17 protein-coding genes are annotated in these 15,529 nt (G+C 71.1%); 11 read left to right on the top strand and 6 right to left on the bottom strand.

The features are described 5' to 3' along the window. Positions 1–15: 15 nt before the first annotated feature. On the top strand, positions 16–972 hold the full coding sequence (locus ACFWV3_RS16865) for an NADP-dependent oxidoreductase (protein WP_382412162.1): 957 nt from the start codon (positions 16–18) through the stop codon (positions 970–972). On the opposite strand, the gene ACFWV3_RS16860 is transcribed toward ACFWV3_RS16865, so the two are convergent. Beyond that, positions 962–1,294 carry an STAS domain-containing protein gene (locus ACFWV3_RS16860; RefSeq protein WP_382412161.1) on the bottom strand — a complete coding sequence of 111 codons (333 nt, stop codon included), beginning with the start codon at positions 1,292–1,294 and terminating at the stop codon, positions 962–964. The two genes, ACFWV3_RS16865 and ACFWV3_RS16860, sit on opposite strands and share 11 nt — an antisense overlap. Before the next feature lie 285 nt (positions 1,295–1,579). Between ACFWV3_RS16860 and ACFWV3_RS16855 the strand changes: the two genes are divergently transcribed. From ACFWV3_RS16855 to ACFWV3_RS16840, 4 genes are all read left to right on the top strand, one after another. Continuing rightward, entirely contained in the window at positions 1,580–3,250 is a 1,671-nt protein-coding gene (locus tag ACFWV3_RS16855; RefSeq protein WP_382412159.1) for a heme peroxidase family protein, read from the top strand. Between the two features lie 58 nt (positions 3,251–3,308). Continuing rightward, positions 3,309–3,770, top strand: a complete 462-nt coding sequence (locus tag ACFWV3_RS16850; protein ID WP_382412158.1) for a hypothetical protein — start codon at positions 3,309–3,311, stop codon at positions 3,768–3,770. 59 nt (positions 3,771–3,829) lie between these two features. After that, positions 3,830–5,053: an MFS transporter gene (locus ACFWV3_RS16845; protein WP_382412157.1), complete on the top strand. Its 1,224-nt coding sequence runs from the start codon at positions 3,830–3,832 to the stop codon at positions 5,051–5,053. A 103-nt stretch (positions 5,054–5,156) separates the two neighbouring features. Then, positions 5,157–6,560, top strand: coding sequence for a serine hydrolase (locus tag ACFWV3_RS16840; RefSeq protein ID WP_382412156.1), 1,404 nt, complete (start codon positions 5,157–5,159; stop codon positions 6,558–6,560). A gap of 46 nt (positions 6,561–6,606) precedes the next feature. On the opposite strand, the gene nthA is transcribed toward ACFWV3_RS16840, so the two are convergent. Genes nthA through ACFWV3_RS16815 form a run of 5 tightly spaced genes read right to left on the bottom strand, consistent with a single transcriptional unit; the run spans position 6,607 to position 9,087 of the window. Beyond that, positions 6,607–7,197, bottom strand: coding sequence for a nitrile hydratase subunit alpha (nthA, locus tag ACFWV3_RS16835; RefSeq protein WP_382412154.1), 591 nt, complete (start codon positions 7,195–7,197; stop codon positions 6,607–6,609). Continuing rightward, the gene (locus ACFWV3_RS16830; protein ID WP_382412153.1) at positions 7,190–7,456 is read right to left on the bottom strand and encodes an SH3-like domain-containing protein; all 267 of its coding nucleotides are present in this window, start codon (positions 7,454–7,456) and stop codon (positions 7,190–7,192) included. Before ACFWV3_RS16830 ends, nthA begins: the two co-directional genes overlap by 8 nt. Then, complete coding sequence (locus tag ACFWV3_RS16825; protein ID WP_382412152.1) at positions 7,449–7,700, bottom strand: hypothetical protein; 252 nt, start codon at positions 7,698–7,700, stop codon at positions 7,449–7,451. Before ACFWV3_RS16825 ends, ACFWV3_RS16830 begins: the two co-directional genes overlap by 8 nt. Position 7,701: 1 nt before the next feature. Further along, positions 7,702–8,622: an epimerase gene (locus ACFWV3_RS16820; protein WP_382412150.1), complete on the bottom strand. Its 921-nt coding sequence runs from the start codon at positions 8,620–8,622 to the stop codon at positions 7,702–7,704. 60 nt (positions 8,623–8,682) lie between these two features. Then, the gene (locus tag ACFWV3_RS16815; protein ID WP_382412149.1) at positions 8,683–9,087 is read right to left on the bottom strand and encodes a helix-turn-helix domain-containing protein; all 405 of its coding nucleotides are present in this window, start codon (positions 9,085–9,087) and stop codon (positions 8,683–8,685) included. Between the two features lie 47 nt (positions 9,088–9,134). On the opposite strand from ACFWV3_RS16815, the gene ACFWV3_RS16810 reads away from it, so the two are divergent. The 6 genes from ACFWV3_RS16810 to ACFWV3_RS16785 are packed head-to-tail and all read left to right on the top strand — an operon-like array spanning position 9,135 to position 15,333. Continuing rightward, positions 9,135–10,328 (top strand): MFS transporter, encoded by a 1,194-nt coding sequence (locus tag ACFWV3_RS16810; protein WP_382412148.1) that lies wholly within the window; start codon positions 9,135–9,137, stop codon positions 10,326–10,328. Beyond that, the gene (locus ACFWV3_RS16805; protein WP_382412146.1) at positions 10,321–11,349 is read left to right on the top strand and encodes a substrate-binding domain-containing protein; all 1,029 of its coding nucleotides are present in this window, start codon (positions 10,321–10,323) and stop codon (positions 11,347–11,349) included. Before ACFWV3_RS16810 ends, ACFWV3_RS16805 begins: the two co-directional genes overlap by 8 nt. 33 nt (positions 11,350–11,382) lie before the next feature. Beyond that, positions 11,383–12,681 carry an ABC transporter substrate-binding protein gene (locus tag ACFWV3_RS16800; RefSeq protein ID WP_382412144.1) on the top strand — a complete coding sequence of 433 codons (1,299 nt, stop codon included), beginning with the start codon at positions 11,383–11,385 and terminating at the stop codon, positions 12,679–12,681. Continuing rightward, the gene (locus ACFWV3_RS16795) at positions 12,678–13,553 is read left to right on the top strand and encodes a carbohydrate ABC transporter permease (RefSeq protein ID WP_382412142.1); all 876 of its coding nucleotides are present in this window, start codon (positions 12,678–12,680) and stop codon (positions 13,551–13,553) included. The genes ACFWV3_RS16800 and ACFWV3_RS16795 overlap by 4 nt, the downstream gene beginning before the upstream one ends. Continuing rightward, the gene (locus ACFWV3_RS16790) at positions 13,553–14,386 is read left to right on the top strand and encodes a carbohydrate ABC transporter permease (RefSeq protein WP_382412141.1); all 834 of its coding nucleotides are present in this window, start codon (positions 13,553–13,555) and stop codon (positions 14,384–14,386) included. The genes ACFWV3_RS16795 and ACFWV3_RS16790 overlap by 1 nt, the downstream gene beginning before the upstream one ends. Then, positions 14,383–15,333, top strand: coding sequence for a hydroxyacid dehydrogenase (locus ACFWV3_RS16785; protein ID WP_382412139.1), 951 nt, complete (start codon positions 14,383–14,385; stop codon positions 15,331–15,333). Before ACFWV3_RS16790 ends, ACFWV3_RS16785 begins: the two co-directional genes overlap by 4 nt. The last annotated feature ends 196 nt before the right edge of the window (positions 15,334–15,529 follow it).

The raw sequence follows: 15,529 nt of genomic DNA, 5'->3' as shown, positions 1-15,529 counted from the left end.
TTTAGTGGGGGAAACATGAAGGCAGTGGTCGCGACGAGCTACGGCCCGCCGGAGGACTACGAGGTGGCGGACGTGCCGGTGCCGCGTCCGGGGCCGGGACAGCTCCAGGTCAGGATCGCCGCCGCGTCGATCAACCCGGCCGACGTCGTGCTGCCGGGCGGGGCTTATCGGGACAGCGTGGCGCTGGAGTTCCCGCACGTGCCCGGCAACGACTTCGCGGGCACGGTCACGGAGGTCGGCGCCGGTGTGACGGCGTTCGCGGTGGGGGACGAGATCTTCGGCCAGGCCGTGCCGCGCGCGCTGCGGGCGATGGCAGGGGCGACCAGGCCGTCGCTGAGCACCGGATCGCTGGCCGAGTACGCGGTGTTCGAGGCGGACACGCCGTTGCTGACGCACCGTCCGCCCGGTCTGAGCGCGACGGACGCCGCCGCACTGGCCACGACCGGTCTGACGGCACGGGCGCTGCTCGTGACGGCGCGACCGAAAGCGGGGGAGACGGCGCTGGTGGTGGGGGCGACGGGTGGCGTCGGAACGGCGCTCGTCCCGTTGCTCGCGGCCGCCGGCATGCACGTCGTCGCGACGGCCACCGCCGCGGACGAGGCGCTGCTGCGCGATCTCGGTGCGGCGGAGACCGTGGGATATGCGGACGTCCATCCGGAGGGTGTCGACCTGGCGTTCAACCTCGTGCTGCCGGGGGACCGGCTCGCGGGGATCGCCGGAGCTGTCCGTCCGGGCGGCAGGCTGCTCACGATCACCTTCCCGCCGCCCGAGCGGGTTCGCGACGACATCGGGCTGGAGTTCGTGCTGGACCTCGACGGCGCGCTCGGCGGCATGCGCGAGGTGGCCGAGCTGGCGGCCGGTGGTGCGCTGCCCGCGACGATCAGCCGCCGCTACACCCTCGACGAGGGGCCGCGGGCGTGCACCGACTTCCTGCGGGAGCACACCACCGGCAAGCTCGTCGTCACGGTGTGATCGTGTCCATTGTGGACTTGAGGCCGAGCATCCTGGCGAGGCCGGAGATCTCGAGGACCTTCGTCACCTGGGGCGACGCGGCGGACAGGCGCAGGCCGCCGGCCGCGGCGGAGGCACGGGCGTGGCCGCGCACGAGAGCGCTCACGCCGCTGGAGTCGCAGAAGGTCACCGCTGTCAGGTCGAGCACCACGTAGCGGTGGCCGTTGTCGAGGAGGCGGTCGAGACGGGCGAGCAGTCTTTCCGATCCGGAGCCGGCCAGTTCACCTGAGACGGTGACCAGGGTGGAGGCAGGTGACGACCGGGTCACCGTGACTTCGAGCATCTCGTAGCGGTACCCGCTCGGCGAACGCGTGAAACCATCCGATCGCCGTCGCCCGTCAGGGATCTTCCGGGGGTGTCGCGTGAATTCGAGATCTGATTCGATGAGATCGTCTCGTTCCGCGTTCTCAGGAATATTTCCCTGGTTCCGGTATCCGCCGGGTGACGATGTTTTGGTCCTCGGCAAAAGCTTCGACGGTATTTTCGTCCGTCCGGAGACTGGCGGTGGGGCAGGTGCTTGTTGGGGAGAACAGCCACCTGGAACACCGTGAAAAAACAGGGGGAATGAATGAAGAGGCACGTGCGCGACAGTTTCTTCGTCGTGGGCGAGGGAGTCCTGGAGTTCGACGGCGGGGGAGAGGCCGTCACGCGTCCGCCCTCCACCGCGGAGGAGCTGCGCAGGTTCCGGTTCTCGCGGCTGGGGCCGAAGGGGCCGAGGACGGACGAGGAGACGCGCGTGGCCCTCGCCACCGCGATCACCGCGAACGTCGCCCAGCCCGACGCCCCTGGCGTCCCGGCGGGGTTCACTTACCTCGGCCAGTTCGTCGACCACGACCTGACGATGGACCGCACCGACACGCAGCTCGGCCAGGACGTCAACCTCGACGAGCTGCTGCAGGGCAGGTCACCCGCGCTGGACCTGGACTCGGTCTACGGCCGCGGTCCGCGCGACAAGGACGACCAGGTCTTCTACGCCGAGGACGGCGTGAAGCTGAAGACGGGCACCACGACGCCCGTGCCGTTCCCGGACGAGGGCACCAACGTCCCGTTCGAGGGCTTCGACCTGCCGCGCCGCGGCGGGACGGCGGGCACGGCCGCGGACCGCAGGCTTCCGTTGATCCCCGACCACCGCAACGACGAGAACCTCGTGGTGGCGCAGACGCACCTCGCGTTCATCCGCTTCCACAACCGCGTGGTCGACGAGCTCGCGCTCACCGGTCTCACGGGGGAGCGGCTGTTCCGCGCCGCCAGGGAGCTCGTGGTGCGGCACTACCAGTGGATGCTGAGGACCGACTTCCTGCCGCGCGTGGTCGACCCGGCGGTCGTGGAGGACGTCTTCACCCACGGCCGCAGGTTCTTCGAGGTGCCGGGACGGCGGTACGGCCGGGACGACTCGCCGACCATGCCCATCGAGTTCTCGGTCGCCTCGTACCGGTTCGGGCACAGCCAGGTCCGCGGCGCCTACCAGTGGAACCGCGTGTTCAACTCGACCGGTCCCGGCGGCATCGCGTCGTTGTTCGCGCTGTTCACGTTCACCGGCGTGGCGGGCAACTTCGACCCGGGCTCGACGACGCCCGGCGACCTCGACGACGTCAACCGGGGCCCGCTGTTCACGTTGCCCAGCAACTGGATCGCGGACTTCCGCCGGCTCTACGACTTCACCGAGGCCGACCGCGAGGACCTGGTGGCACCGGCGGAGATCGGCGGCGGCAACGTCACCAAGCGGATCGACACGCTGCTGGTCGACCCGTTGACGCAGCTGCCGGCCGGCACGTTCGGCGGGCGCGGCACGACGTTCCGGGAGATCGAGCGCAACCTCGCGTTCCGCAACCTCACCAGGGCGTCGATGATGGAGCTCGCCACCGGCCAGCAGCTCGCGGAGCTGTTCCGCGCCGAACCGCTGACCGCCGAGCAGATCCTGACCGGCGACGGGGGCGCCGTCGTCGAGGGCCTGACCGAGGAGCAGCGGGCCCAGCTCGTGGCCGCGACGCCGCTGTGGTTCTACGTCCTGCGCGAGGCCGAGATCGGCGGCGGGCGCCTGGGCGCCGTCGGCGGCCGGCTCACCGCGGAGGTCTTCCACCGCGCGATGGAGGGCAGCCGGATCTCGATCGTGCGCTCGCCGTACTGGCGGCCGACGCTCGGACCGGACTCCAGCACGTTCCGCATGGTCGACCTGCTGCTGTTCGCGTTCGAGGGCAAGGCCGACCTGCTGAACCCGCTGGGCGACCCGCGGGCGTGATCGCCCTCGCTCGTCCTGTCTGACCGGGTGGTGGCTGTCAGACAGGAGAGGGAGATCCATGCCGAGTACAGAAACCACACGCCGCGAGAGCACGGGAGAGCGCATCGCCCGCGTCACGGGGGAGGCGGGAGTTCCGCTGCTGCGCATCGGGCTGGGGGTCGTGTACCTCTGGTTCGGCGTGCTGAAGCTGTTCCCCGGCGCGAGCCCCGCCGAGGACCTCGTGGAGCGCACGGTGTCCGCGCTGACGTTCGGACTCGTCCACGGGGACCTGGCGAGGCTCGGCGCCGCGGTCAGCGAGATCGGGATCGCGCTGGTGCTGCTGAGCTTCCGCGTGCCGAGGGCGTGCGCGGTCCTGCTGGCAGGGCACGTCGTGCTGGTGTCGACACCGCTGGTGTTGTTCCCCGGTGAGATGTGGTCAGCGCCGTTGCGGGCCTCGTTCGAGGCCCAGTACATCCTGAAGAACCTGGTGACCGTCGCCGCCGCGGTGGTCATCGCCTCATCGCACCGGGAGGTGCGGTGAACGGGAGCCGCCCGGTCGAGCAGACCGGGCGGCTCCCGCGCGTTGTACGGTGCCGGGACATGGGGGAGATGTTCGCGCCGTTGGCGCATCCGGCTTTCCGGCGCATGCTCGCGGCCCAGGTCACCACGGTCACCGGCAACGCGATGGCGCCGATCGCACTGGCGTTCGCCGTGCTCGACCTCACCTCGTCGGTGACGTCGCTGGGCGTCGTCGTCGCCGCGCGGTCGCTGACCAACGTGGTGTTCCTGCTCTGGGGCGGGGTGGTCGCGGACCGGGTGCCGCGCCAGTTCGTGCTGGTCGGGTCGTGTGCCGTGAGCGCGACCAGCCAGGCGCTGGTCGCGACGCTCGTGCTGACCGGGTCGGTGTCGGTGCCGTGGTTCGTGGTGTTGTCGGCGGTCAACGGGATGTCCAGCGCGTTCGCCCTGCCCGCGATCTCCGCGCTGGTGGCGCAGGCGGTGCCGGCCGACCTGCGGCTGCGGGCGAACGCGCTGCGGCGCCTGGGGGTGAACTCCGCGAACATCGGGGGAGCGTCGCTCGGCGGCCTGCTGGTCGCGTTCATCGGCCCCGGCTGGGGACTAGCCGTCGACGCGCTGTCGTTCGTGGTGGCAGGGGTGCTCTTCGCGTTCGTGCGCGTGCCGGCCACCCGTGCCGCCCACAAGCCGTCGCCGCTGTCCGAGCTGAAGGCAGGCTGGACGGAGTTCGTGGCACGGCAATGGGTCTGGGTCGTGGTGGTGGCCTTCACGTTCGTCAACGCCGCGCACGTGGGCGGGCTGCTGGTCCTCGGTCCCGTACTGGCCGACACGACGTTCGGCCGGGAGACGTGGGGTTTCGTGCTGGCCACGCAGACCGCCGGGATGGTCGCCGGCGCGTTCGTCGCGATGCGGGTGAAGGTGCGCCGCCTGCTGCTGCTCGGCGTGACGTGCGCGGGCGCTTTCGCGGGTCTGCCGCTGGCGATGGTCGTGCACCCGGAGCCCTGGTTGCTCATGGCCACGGCGTTCGTGTGCGGGCTGGGCCTGGAGCAGTTCGGCGTGGCCTGGGAGACGTCGCTGCAGCACCACGTCCCGGCGGACAAGCTCGCGCGGGTCTACTCCTACGACATGCTCGGGTCCTTCGCGGCCGTCCCGCTCGCGCAGCTGGCCGTCGGGCCGGTGTCGCACGCGGCCGGCGTCCAGGCGACCCTGCTCGGCTGCGCTGCCGTGCATCTGCTCGCCACCGCGGCGATGGTCGCGTCGCGCTCGGTGCGGTCGGTCGAGAACACGCCTCCGTCCCTTGTGGCGCGATGACTTTCGCGATCGTGGCAACCCGGGGCGCATCTCGTGCGTGATCACTTGATGTGGGGAAAAATCACTGTCCTGAATGGTCGAAGACGCTCACCGGGGGAAGTGCATGAGTTTCAAGCGGTTCACCGCGCTGTGCGCGGCGCTCTCGATCACGGGTGCCGCACCGGCCCCGTCGGCCAGCGCAGGAGAGGAGCACCACCACCCGCTGGCGGAGCGCCTGCGTGAGGCGATCGTCGCGCAGAACTTCAAGGACGTCATCGACCTGACGCCGCCGCAGAGCGGCACGGCGCGGGTGGCGGGGCAGCGGGAGAAGTACGACCCGAGCCCGGCCGACCTCGCGGCCAAGGCCAGGACGCTGTCGGTCCAGGCGGGGAAACCGTTGCACCAGACGCCGAACATGGACGCGGCGATCATCGAGCTCGACGGCGCCGGCCGACCGGCCGCGGTGGCGAACGTGCTGCTCAGCCCGCAGTACCCGAACGGCGTGGTCGTGCCGGTCCAGCGCGGGTCGCTGGCCACCGACCAGGTGCGCTACCGCTGGTGGGACGACGACGAGTGGGACGCGAACGGCGGCAAGGGCACGCGGGACGTGCTGGCGGGCAGGGAGAACGCGCCGATCGACTTCTCCTCGCCCTACCCGGCGTCGGTGTTCAAGCTGATGGTGGGCTTCGGCGTGCTGCGCCTCGCCGACCAGGGCAAGGTCGACCTCGACGCCGACTACGTCTACGACCCGAACCCCGTGCGCGAGGCGTGCGGCGGCAAGCAGACGAAGAAGGTCCGCCAGTTCTTCGACGAGATGATCACGAAGTCGCAGAACGAGTCCACCTGCGCGCTGATCAAGATGATCCACGACCTGAACTCGTGGGACGCCGTGAACGCGAGCTTCGTCGACCTCGGCATGCCCTCCCTGATGGTCACCGGGACCATCCCGGGCAACGGCGGCCGCTGGATCGGCTCGAACATGAGCGGCCTCGACACCGCGAAGCTCCTGCTGCTGGTCAACGGCGGTGCGGGTGTGCTGTGGACGACCGGCGCCGGCAAGCACGTCACTGGCGACGAGCTGTCGGCGTCGTCGCGGAAGTTCTACCAGGACACGCTGGCGGGCCAGGGCCACAACGAGATGCTGTCCACGCCGAACTGGTGCGGCCGCGACTACCCGGTGCAGGGCATCCCGCAGCGGGTCCCGGCGCGCTGGACCAAGGCGGACGGCACCGTGACGGTCGGTGACGCCGTCTACGACCGCGACGTGCGGCCGTGCAACGAGGCCGCCGAGGTGACCTTCGCGCACAAGACCGGCTGGGTCGACACCACGGGGTCCGACGCGGGCATCGTGAAGTCGTTCCGGGGCAGGGACGACCGCGAGTACGTCGTGGTCGTGTTCTGCAACCTCGGCACCGACTACGTCGACGCCGACCGCCCGGCCGACCCGCCCGGCGTGTTCCCGGTGCTGTACACGCAGAAGTACGCGAAGCTCGGCAAGGCGATCGACACCATCATGAAGACCCTGTAGTGCGGCGAGGCCGTGTCCCGGACGCACTTCCGGGACACGGCGCCGGTCAGACGGCCGCGGTGCCGATCAGGCCGTTGCGCGTCACCACGCCCGCGAGCTCGTCCTCCGGCAGCCCGTCCGTGCCCTCCGGCCGGCGCGGCAGCACCATGTACCGCGACTCGGCGTTCGCGTCCCACACCTCGATCCTGGTCTCCTCGGGCAGCACGAGCCCGAACTGCGCCAGCACCTCGCGCGGGTGGCTCACCACCCGCGAGCGGTAGGCCGGGCTCTTGTACCAGGTCGGGGACGGGCCGAGCAGCGAGAGCGGGTAGCAGCTGCACAGCGTGCAGACGACGACGTTGTGCACGTCCGCGGTGTTCTCGACGACGTGCAGCACCTGAGGTTGCAGCCCGCCGCCCATGGACAGGCCCAGCTCGGGCAGCGCGGCGTTCGCGTCCTGCAGCAGCCGGGCGCGGAAGCCGGGGTCGGTCCAGGCCCGTGCCACGACCCGGAACCCGTTGGCGGGCTTGGCGTTCGCGGTGAACGCCTCCAGCACCTGGTCCAGCTCCCGCGGGTCCAGCAGGCCCTTCTCCTCCAGCAGCGCCTCCAGCTCGCGGACCCTGGCGGCGATCGGGGAGTCGTCGTGGTCGTCACTCATCGCCGAGGTAGTCCTCCCAGAGGGACAGCGTCACGTTGTGGTCGCCGTGGCCGAACAGTTCGCGCGCGGAGAACCGCACGAGGTACACCTGTTGCCGTTGCTGGACTCCCTGCGCGCTCAGGTCCGCCAGCGGGTGGACGCCGTCGCTGCCGACTACCGTGCCGACCCGGCCGCGCGCGTAGTGCGGCAGCCTCGTGTGGTGGTCGGGGTCCACAGTGGACGTCCGCACGCGGTCGCCGGTCCGGAAGCGCTCAGACAACGCCCTTCTCCTTCAGGAGGGTCTCGATGGCGCGGAACCAGTTCTCGTAGTAGGACGACTCGTGCGACATCGTCCGTTCGACGGCGTCGCGGAACTCGTCGAGGTTGTAGACCTTCTGCCCGATCAGCGCGCGGTTCATCGCCATGACGTGCGCCTCCCAGTCGGCGTGGAACGGCGGCTCGTCGAGCTCCTCCAGCACGGGCCCGAAGCCGTCGAGCCCGCCGACGTCGTTGATCCTCGGCATCTCACCTCCTGCGCTCAGCCAGATTCTGCGCCGCCTTCCGCCAGTTCGGGAAGTGGAACTCGAACCCCGCCCGCTGGAGCCTGCCGGGGACGACCCGGCGGCTCTTGAGCAGCAGCTCGGTGTCGGTGCGCAGCGCGAACGCCCCGATCTCCGCCATCCACCCGGTCGCGGGCAGCCCGACCGGAACGCCCCACGCGCTGCGCAGCCCGCGCATGAGGTCCCGCTGCGGCAACGGGGTGGGCGACGCGAGGTTCACCGCGCCCTCGACCGGCGTCCTGATCAGGAACTCCACGGCCCGCACGAAGTCCTCGTCGTGGATCCACGAGACGTACTGCCGCCCGCCCGCGACCGGTCCGCCGAGCCCGAGCCGCGTCAGCCACGACAGGTAGTCGAAGACGCCGCCGCGGTCCGGGCTCATCACCATCGCCGCCCGCAGCGCGACCTTGCGGGTGTGCGGGGTGTCGGCCTCGTCGAGCTCGGCCTCCCAGCGCTTGGCGATCTCGACGCTGTACGCCCAGTAACCCGGTACGTCCTGCTCGCGGCCGCCGAGGACGCCGGTCTCCTCGTCGTTCGGCGCGTCGAACCGGTGCGCGTAGATGGTCGCCGTGCTCATCTGCAGCCACAGCGCCGGCGGGTCGTTCGCCTCAGCGATCGCCTGGCCGACCACGCGCGCCGAGTCGACCCGCGAGCGCATCATCTGTTGCAGGTTCTCGGCGGTGTAACGGCAGCTCACGCTGCGTCCGGCCAGGTTGATGACGACGTCGGCGCCGTCGATCTCCTTCGCCCACGGACCGAGCGTGGCGCCGTCCCAGTGCACGCCGCCGCTCCGGCCGATGACGACCACCTCGTGGCCGGACGCGGTCAACGCGCGACGCAGAACGGTGCCGACCTGGCCGGTGCCTCCCGGAATCACGATCTTCATCTCGCCCCCTCGCGGCCGAAGCTAGCCGTCGTTTCCTGAGAGTCGTTTCAGCGAGCCTGGTCAGCCGAGCGGGTGCCGCGCGACCAGCACCATCGCGTCGAGCAGCCGCCACCAGTCCTGCTCGCCCGCGTCCACCACCTGCCCGACGGCGGCCAGCGCGGTGACCACGGCCTCCGGCTCCGTGCCGAGCAGCGCCACGGCCTGCCGGAACCGGTCGGTGCGCCGCAGCTTCACCAGTGACGGCGGCAGCGCGGGAGGGGCCGGGTCCGGCTCGCCGAACGAGACGCGCAGGTCCGTGCCGAGCGCGGTGGCCAGGCGGGACAGGGCGCCGGTCGTGGGGTTGCCGCGGCCGTTCTCGAGGTTCGCGATGTACGGCACGGACAGGCCCGCGTCGGCGGCGACCGAGGCGACGGTGCGGCCGCTCGCCTGCCGGAGTGAGCGGAGGGTGGGTCCGAGGGTGTCCACGTTGCTATCTTGACAGAACACAACTTCGCTGTCTTTATCTTGTGGGTATGAGTGCCTGGGGGATTCGGGACTTCCGGTTGTTGTGGGGAGGGCGGGCGGTCAGCTCGCTCGGGTCGTGGTTGCTGGTGGTGGCGGTGCCGGCGCACGTCTACGCGCTGACCGGGTCGGTGTTCGCGACCGGGCTCGCGCTCGCGGCGGAGTACCTGCCGGCGGTGGTGCTCGGGCCGGTCGCCGGGGTGCTGGTCGACCGGTGGGACCGGCGGCGGGTGATGATCGCCGCGGACCTGGTGCGCGCCGCGGCGGTGGCGGTGATGCTGCTGGGGACGCCGGCCGCGATCTACGCGGCCGTGGTGGCGGAGAGCGTGGGAGCCGTGCTGTTCCGGCCGGCCGCGCAGGCCCACGTGCCGGCCGTGGTGGGCACGGGACCGGCGCTGGCGGGCGCCAACTCGTGGAACGCCGCGACCGACGGGGTGGTGGGGCTCGTCGGGCCGCCGCTCGGGGGAGTGCTGTTCGCGTGGGCCGGGTTCGAGGTGCTGGTGGCGCTCGACGTCGTCAGCTACCTGGTGTCGGCGGTGGCGATCTCGCTGACCCGCACGCGGTCCGCGGCGTCGGGCGAGCGATCGGGGTTCCTGGCCGGTGTGGAGGCGCTGCGGAAGCTGCCGTTGGCGCGGGTGCTGCTGCCGTTGGGCGCGGTGTTCCTCGCGGCGAACGCGGCGTTGACCGCGCTGCTCGTGCCGTTCGGGGTGCGTCACCTCGGCGGGAGCGCCCAGGTCGGGTTCGTGCTGTCGGCACTGGGGGTCGGGTTCCTCGGCGGGGCGGTTCTCGTGAGGTGGCTCGACGGGGTGCAGCCGCGGACGACGCTCGCGGTCGCGCAGCTCTGCACGGCGGCGGGGTTCGCCGGGCTGTTCAGCGCGCGGGAGTTGTGGGGCGCCATGGTCGCGGCGGTGGTGATCGGGGTGTTCGGCTCGGTCACCGTGGTGACGCCGAGGACCGCGGTGCAACGGCTGACGCCGAACCACCTGCTCGGCCGGATCAGCGCGCTCTTCCTCGTGGCCGAGGCGGTGGCGACGCTCGTCGGCGCGATCGCGGGACCGTGGCTCGCCGAGGCGGTGTCGCTGCACGTCGCGGCCATGGTGGCGGCCGGGACGACCGCCGTCGGCGCGGTGGTCGGCGCGGTGACCGTTCCGCGGGTTATGCTCGCCGCAAAACGCTCAAACGAACAGGCGGACACCCATGCGTGAGTCCAGCGAGGTGCGGCGGCAGCGGATCCTGGCCGTCGTCGCGTCGCAGGGCACGGTCAAGGTGAGCGATCTGGCCGGCGAGCTCGACGTCTCGATCGTCACGATCAGGCGCGACGTCGAGGAGCTCGCCCAGCTCGGCAGGCTGCGCCGCGGGCACGGGGTCGCGCGCTCGCTGACGCCGGTCGGGCAGCCGGTGGCGGAGCAGGCGCCGAACGGGGCCGTCGCGCTGGTCGTGCCGGAGCGGCACACGTACCTGTACGAGACGATGAACGGCGCCCGCACCGCGCTCGAGGAGGCGGGCATGCGGGTGGTGCTGCACATCGCGCCGCAGGTCGAGGGCGCCGAGCGGCCGATCGTCGAACGCGCGCTCAGCGAACCGGTCCAGGGCCTGCTCATCGCGCCGCGGTGGCGCACGCACGAGGAGGAGACCGCCGACGGGTGGCTGGCCGACACCGGTGTGCCGACCGTCGTGATGGAACGCCGGCCGGGCGGGCGGCTGCGGGCGATGAACTCGGTCTGCTCCGACCACTGGTACGGCATGCACCTCGCCGTGCAGCACCTGACGGACCTCGGCCACCGCCGGATCGTGCTGGCCGCGCGGGACGACAGCCCGACCGCCAGGGCGTTGCGCAAGGCGTTCACCGAGATCTCCGCCGATCTCGAGGACGCCATCACGGTCAGGAGCTCGCCCGACACGGGGCTCGTGAGCGTGCTGCGGGCCCATCGGGCGACGGCGACCATCCTGCACGGCGACGTGGACGCGTTGATGCTGGTCCAGCAGCTGACCGACGCCGGGATCGCGGTGCCGCGGCGATGTTCGGTCGTCGCCTACGACGACGTGGTCGCGGCGCTCGGCAGCATCCCGCTCACCGCCGTCGCGCCGCCGAAGACCGAGGTCGGCAAGATGGCCGCGGAACTGCTCCTGCGCCAGTTGCGCAGCGGCACCACCACGGCCGAGCGCATCGAGCTGCTGCCCGAGTTGAAGATCAGGTCATCGACTGAGCGTTTGACCGTTTCTTGACGACAAACCGATCAGGCGATCAGGATGCGAACCATGCGCCTGAGTCGTCGCACGCTCCTCGCGGCGGGCCTCACGGCACCACTGGCGGCCTGCTCCACTCCGCAACGCCGCGGTGCCGGAGGTCCGGTAGAGATCACGTTCTGGTCGGCCCTGCGCGGTAGCCAGCAGGTCGTCGACGCGTTCAACTCCTCGCAGAACCGCATCAGGGTGGTCTTCCAGCAGATCCCCTCCGGTGGGCAGGGCGGGTACGCCAAGCTCAGCAACGCGGCTCGCGCGGGCAACGCCCCCGACGTCGCCACCATCGAGTACCCGCAGGTCCCGGGGTACGCGATCGACGGTGTCGCCCGTGACATCACCGACCTCGTGACCGACCGGGTGAAGCAGAAGCTGCTGCCGCAGGCGCTGAAGCTCACGACCTTCGACAACCGGGTGTTCAGCGTCCCGCTCGACGTCGAGCCGATGGTCCTGCACTACCGCGCGGACCTGTTCGAGGCCAACGGGTTCCCGGTCCCGGCGACCTGGGACGAGTTCACCTCTCTCGCGCGCACCGTGAAGCAGAAGTTCCCCGAGAAGCGGCTTGCGCTGTTCCCCACGGACGGCGCCATGCAGTTCGCGTGCTTCGCCTGGCAGGCCGGTGCGCAGTGGTTCGACACCACAGGCGGCAAGTGGCGCGTCTCCATGACCGACGAGCCCACGCGCGAGGTCGCCGGCTACTGGCAGCGGCTGATCGACGAGGACCTGGTCTTCCGCAACGCCGCCGACAGCAAGCAGCACGACGCGCAACTCGGCCAGGACCGCATCCTCACCCGGCTGAGCGGCGCGTGGGACGCGGGCGCGCAGATGCGGGCCAGGCCCGCGCAGAAGGGCCGGTGGCGCATCGCCCCGATGCCGGTGTGGGACCGGCCGGTCGTCGGCACGCACGGCGGGTCGACGTTCGCCGTCACCAAGGACTCCCGCGAGCCCGAGGCGGCGATGGAGTTCATCGAGTGGCAGTGCACCCACCCGGACGCGCTCACCGCGCGCCTCAAGAGCGGCACCAGCAGCCAGTACCCGGCCGCACCCGGTCTGGTCGGGGCGGGCGCCAAGGCGTTCCCCGGCGAGTACTACGGCGGCCAGGACGTCTACCGGCTGTTCGAGCAGGAGGCCGACAAGATCCGCGACGGCTGGGTGTGGGGGCCGCGGATGTCCGCCACCCAGCGCGTGATGCAGGACGGGTTCGCCCGCGCGGGCGCCGGTCAGGGCACGCTGGTCGACGCCGTCCGGGAGGCGCAGAGCGGCACGATGCCCGACCTCAGGGCCCTCGGTCTGTCCACTGAGGAGGGTGAGCGATGAAGGGGAGGCTCGCCTGCGCCGTCCTGATGGCGCCGTTCTTCCTGTTGCTCGTCACGGTGTTCCTGGTGCCGACGGGCACCGCGGTCTGGCTCAGCTTCTTCGCCGCCGACCAGCCGGGGCTCGGGTTCGGCCAGGAGAGCACGGTGTTCGTCGGCCTGCGCAGCTACGCGGCCGTGCTGAGCGACCCGACGTTCCTGGGCGGCCTCGGCACCGTCGTGCTGTACTGCCTGCTCTACATCCCGCTGATGGTCGTCGGCGCGCTCACCCTCGCGCTGCTGCTGGACTCCGGCGTCGCGAAGCTGCGCGGCTGGGCGCAGATGGGGCTCTACCTGCCGCACGCCGTGCCGGGCATCATCGCCGCCCTGATCTGGCTCTACCTCTACACGCCCGGCCTGAGCCCGATCATCGACCTGTTCGCGAAGGCCGACCTCCAGATCAACTTCCTCGGCATCCACACCGTGCTGCCGTCGATCGTGAACATCGCCCTGTGGAGCAATCTCGGCTACAACATGGTGATCTTCTACGCGGCGCTGCAGGCCGTGCCGCGCGAGGTCCTGGAAGCGTCCGTTGTAGACGGTGCCGGTCCGGTCAAGCAGGCGTTGCGCATCAAGACGCCGCTGGTGCGCGGGGCGGTCGTCACGGTCGGCATCTTCACGCTCATCTGGGCGTTGCAGCTGTTCACCGAACCCGTGCTGCTCAGCCAGTCCACCCCGATGATCAGCGCGCGGTTCTCGCCGAGCATGTACATCTACGACGCCGCCTTCACCCGCAACAACTACGGCCTCGCCGCGGCCGCCTCGGTGATCCTGCTGGCGTTCACGGTCGCGCTGTCGTTCGCCGTCACCCGCTGGACGAACAGGAAGGCCGCCTGATGACCCTCCTCGGCCGGACCGCGGTCAACGTCGTCGTCGGCGTCTCGGTCCTCTACACCCTGCTCCCGGTGCTGTGGCTGCTGCTCGCCGCCACCAAGAACGTCGACGCGCTGTTCCAGAGCGACCTGCTGTCGTTGAACAACTTCTCGTTCGTCGAGAACGTCGAGGACCTCTTCGCGATGGACAAGGGCCTCTACGGCCGTTGGTACGTCAACAGCCTGCTGTACGCGGTGGTCGGCGCCGCGACGAGCGCGTTCATCTCGATCGCGGCGGGGTACGCGTTCGACAAGTACTCGTTCCGCCACAAGGAGAAGCTCTTCGGCCTCGTGCTCGCCGCCGTGATGGTGCCGCAGACCGTGCTCGCGCTGCCGCTGTACCTGATGGCGTCCGGGGCGGGGCTCGTCAACACGTTCTGGGCGGTGTTCATCCCGGCGCTGTTCAACCCGTTCGGCGTGTACCTCGGCCGGATCTTCTCCCAGGGCTACGTGCCGGACGAGGTGCTGGAGGCGGCGCGCATCGACGGCGCCGGCGACCTCGGCACGTACTTCAGGGTCGCCCTGCGCATGCTGGGACCCGGCGTGGTCACGCTCTTCCTGTTCCAGCTCACCACGATCTGGAACAACTTCTTCCTGCCGATGGTCATGCTGTCCGACCAGAAGCTGTACCCGGTGAGCCTCGGGCTCTACCAGTGGAACAGCTCGGCCACCGTCTCGCCGGAGTACTACCCGGTGGTGATCATGGGATCGTTGTTCGCCGTCCTGCCGCTCATCCTCGCCTTCATGCTGCTGCAACGCTTCTGGCGCGCGGGCATGACCGCGGGAGCCGTCAAGTGAGGGCGGCGGGCGTGATGTCGGCGGACGCCGCCGGCGCCGTCCTCACGCCCGTGCTCGCCGACCTGACGGCGCTCTGCGAGTTCGGCGGCGTCTTCCCGGACTTCGCCCGGCTGCCCGACGTCGACCTGCTCGTCACGGGCTGGGGCTGCCCGCCGATCACCGCGGAGGTGCTCGCCCGGCTGCCCCGGCTGCGGGCCATCGTGCACACCGCCGGCTCGGTGAGGGGCTTCGTCACGGACGCGTGCTGGGAGCGCGGCATCGCGGTGTCCTCGGCCGCGCAGGCCAACGCGCTGCCGGTAGCCGAGTACACCCTCGCGATGATCCTGCTCAGCGGCAAACGCGTCCTCGAACGCGCCCGCGAGTACCGCGCTTCGCGGCGGACCGCGGTGTACGACGTGCCCGCCTCCGTCGGCAACCACGGCGCCACGATCGGCATCCTGTCGGCGTCGCTGATCGGCCGCCGGGTGATCGAGCTGTTGCGGCCGCACGACTTCCACGTGCTGGTGCACGACCCGTTCGTGACCGAAGTGGACGGTGCCGAGTCCGTGGGCATCACCGAGCTGTTCCGGCGCAGCGACGTCGTCAGCGTGCACACGCCGTTGCTGCCGGAGACGCGCGGCCTGGTGAGCGGCGAGCTGCTCGCGTCGATGCGCGACGACGCCGTGCTGATCAACACCGCCCGCGGCGCCGTCGTGGACCAGGACGCGCTGGCCGCCGAGGTCGGGCGCATCCGGGCCGTGCTCGACGTGACCGACCCCGAGGTGCTGCCGGCGGACCACCCGTTGTGGCGCAGTGACGCCGTGCTGATCACGCCGCACCTGGCGGGGTCGCAGGGCAACGAGTGGGTCCGGCTCGGGCGGCACGCCGTGGAGGAGGTGGGGCGGTGGGTGGCGGGGGAGCCGTTCGCGACGCCGGTGCCGGCTGACCGGCGGGAGCGGATCGCGTGAGGTCGCCGGGGCGAGCGCTCGGCGTGCCGCGACACCCGTTGGCCCGCCACGGTCGCGGCTGCTCCGCCCTGTCGCCCAACGCCGCTGGCCCGCTACCGCCGCGGCTGCTCCGCCCTGTCGCCCAACGCCGCTGGCCCGCTACCGCCGCGGCTGCTCCGCCCTGTCGCCCAACGCCGCTGGCCCGCTACCGCCGCGT

The sequence above is a fragment of the Lentzea sp. NPDC059081 genome (assembly GCF_042738015.1).
GTDB lineage: Bacteria > Actinomycetota > Actinomycetes > Mycobacteriales > Pseudonocardiaceae > Lentzea.
The sequence above is the reverse complement of the archived record's forward strand: the minus strand, read 5'-3'. Positions and strand labels throughout refer to the sequence as shown.

Bases quoted from the DNA above. Each gene is read 5' to 3' on its own strand.
- ACFWV3_RS16865 (WP_382412162.1), top strand. From the start codon at position 16: ATGAAGGCAGTGGTCGCGACGAGCTACGGCCCGCCGGAGGACTACGAG.
- ACFWV3_RS16860 (WP_382412161.1), bottom strand. From the start codon at position 1,294: ATGCTCGAAGTCACGGTGACCCGGTCGTCACCTGCCTCCACCCTGGTC.
- ACFWV3_RS16855 (WP_382412159.1), top strand. From the start codon at position 1,580: ATGAAGAGGCACGTGCGCGACAGTTTCTTCGTCGTGGGCGAGGGAGTC.
- ACFWV3_RS16850 (WP_382412158.1), top strand. From the start codon at position 3,309: ATGCCGAGTACAGAAACCACACGCCGCGAGAGCACGGGAGAGCGCATC.
- ACFWV3_RS16845 (WP_382412157.1), top strand. From the start codon at position 3,830: ATGGGGGAGATGTTCGCGCCGTTGGCGCATCCGGCTTTCCGGCGCATG.
- ACFWV3_RS16840 (WP_382412156.1), top strand. From the start codon at position 5,157: ATGAGTTTCAAGCGGTTCACCGCGCTGTGCGCGGCGCTCTCGATCACG.
- nthA (WP_382412154.1), bottom strand. From the start codon at position 7,197: ATGAGTGACGACCACGACGACTCCCCGATCGCCGCCAGGGTCCGCGAG.
- ACFWV3_RS16825 (WP_382412152.1), bottom strand. From the start codon at position 7,700: ATGCCGAGGATCAACGACGTCGGCGGGCTCGACGGCTTCGGGCCCGTG.
- ACFWV3_RS16820 (WP_382412150.1), bottom strand. From the start codon at position 8,622: ATGAAGATCGTGATTCCGGGAGGCACCGGCCAGGTCGGCACCGTTCTG.
- ACFWV3_RS16810 (WP_382412148.1), top strand. From the start codon at position 9,135: ATGAGTGCCTGGGGGATTCGGGACTTCCGGTTGTTGTGGGGAGGGCGG.
- ACFWV3_RS16805 (WP_382412146.1), top strand. From the start codon at position 10,321: ATGCGTGAGTCCAGCGAGGTGCGGCGGCAGCGGATCCTGGCCGTCGTC.
- ACFWV3_RS16800 (WP_382412144.1), top strand. From the start codon at position 11,383: ATGCGCCTGAGTCGTCGCACGCTCCTCGCGGCGGGCCTCACGGCACCA.
- ACFWV3_RS16795 (WP_382412142.1), top strand. From the start codon at position 12,678: ATGAAGGGGAGGCTCGCCTGCGCCGTCCTGATGGCGCCGTTCTTCCTG.
- ACFWV3_RS16790 (WP_382412141.1), top strand. From the start codon at position 13,553: ATGACCCTCCTCGGCCGGACCGCGGTCAACGTCGTCGTCGGCGTCTCG.